Raw genomic sequence first — 1,352 nt, 5'->3', positions numbered from 1 at the left:
CCCCGGCGCAGCGGCCGGGTCCGCCACCGGCTGCGCCGCGGCGATGCGGGCCAGCGCATCCAGCGCCACCTGCCGGCCCGAGGTCTTGGCGGTGAGGAAGAACACCTTGTCCAGCCGCTCGCCCGGCGCCGCCTTGAGCAGCGGGAACAGCGTGCCCACCGTCTTGCCGATGCCGGTGGGCGCCTGCGCGAGCAGGCAGCGCCCGGCGGTGGCGCTGCGGTACACGGCCTCGGCCAGGGGCCGCTGCCCGGTGCGAAAGCCTCCGAACGGAAACACCGCCGCGCGCAGCGCCGCATCGCGCGTGGCGCGGTGGGCCGCCTCCTGCTCGGCCCAGCCGAGAAAGCGCTCGCACTGCGCCTCGAAGTGGGCGCGCAGGGCGTCGGCCGTGCAGGACTCGACCAGCACCGTCTCCTGCTGGCTGCCGATGTCGAAGTACACCAGCGCCACGTCGATCCGCGCGAGCTGCCGCGCCTGGCACAGCAGCCACCCATAGACCCTGGCCTGCGCCCAGTGCAGCGCGCGGTGCGAGTCGGGCTGCCGGTCCAGCTGGCCCTTGAAGGTCTTGACCTCGTCCAGCCGGCCCGCGGCGGGATCGAACCCGTCGGCCCGGCCCCGCACATGCAGGTGGCGGTAGTGGCCCTCCAGCGCCACCTCGCTCTCGTATCCCGGGCCGGCGCCGGCGCCCGCCCCCCGGCCCGCCATGCGCCGCTGGGCCACGGTGGCATGGCCGGCGATGCCTTCGAGCGCGGTGGGCGCGGGGGTGAACCGCAGGTCCAGATCGCCCTGCTTGGCCGTGAACTCGCACAGCTCGCGCACGGCCACGGTGTACATCAGGCCGTGCCCTCGCAGGGGTCCGGCGCCGGGCCCCGGGCCGCATTCCGCGAGAAGTCGGCATCCTCCAGGCCAGTGAGCCCCTCGCCCAGCAACCCCTGCGCCGGCTCGCCCTCGCTGCGCAGCGGCGTGGCCTTGCACAGCGCCATCCAGACGGCGAACGGCAGGCTGCAGCCCGCGTGGCGGGCGGGGCGCAGCAGCTCGAACCGGCCGTGGTCGATCTCGCCGTGCAGCACCCACACGCCGAACGGCTCGGGAATCTCCTCGGGCGCGGCCACGCCGGCCGGGAACACGTAGTAGCACTCCTCGCACAGCCACTGGTAGGCCTGCCGCTTGGCGCCGTGCCGCAGGTCGGACAGCAGGTCGGCGCGGCTGGCCTTCACCTCGTGCACCATGGGCTGCAGGTAGGCGGGCACGGTGGTGTTGCGCACCGAGAACAGATCGGGCCGCGCCATGCGCCACACCTGGGCGGCGGCGCGGGCCGGGGGCGCATCGGCCTCGTCGGCCCAGAGCCGCCCCGC

At 75.1% G+C, this 1,352-nt stretch carries 2 pseudogenes; both read right to left on the bottom strand.

Features of this window, described 5'->3' with window-relative positions:
• Positions 1 to 831, bottom strand: a pseudogene (locus AC27IQ_RS24675) (ATP-dependent DNA helicase); the annotation flags it as partial.
• Positions 831 to 1,352 (bottom strand): annotated as a pseudogene (locus AC27IQ_RS24670) (hypothetical protein); the annotation flags it as partial. The pseudogenes AC27IQ_RS24675 and AC27IQ_RS24670, both read right to left, overlap by 1 nt.

The sequence above is a fragment of the Acidovorax sp. KPB24-07 genome, assembly GCF_057543315.1.
This window is presented reverse-complemented; position numbering and strand designations above follow the sequence as displayed.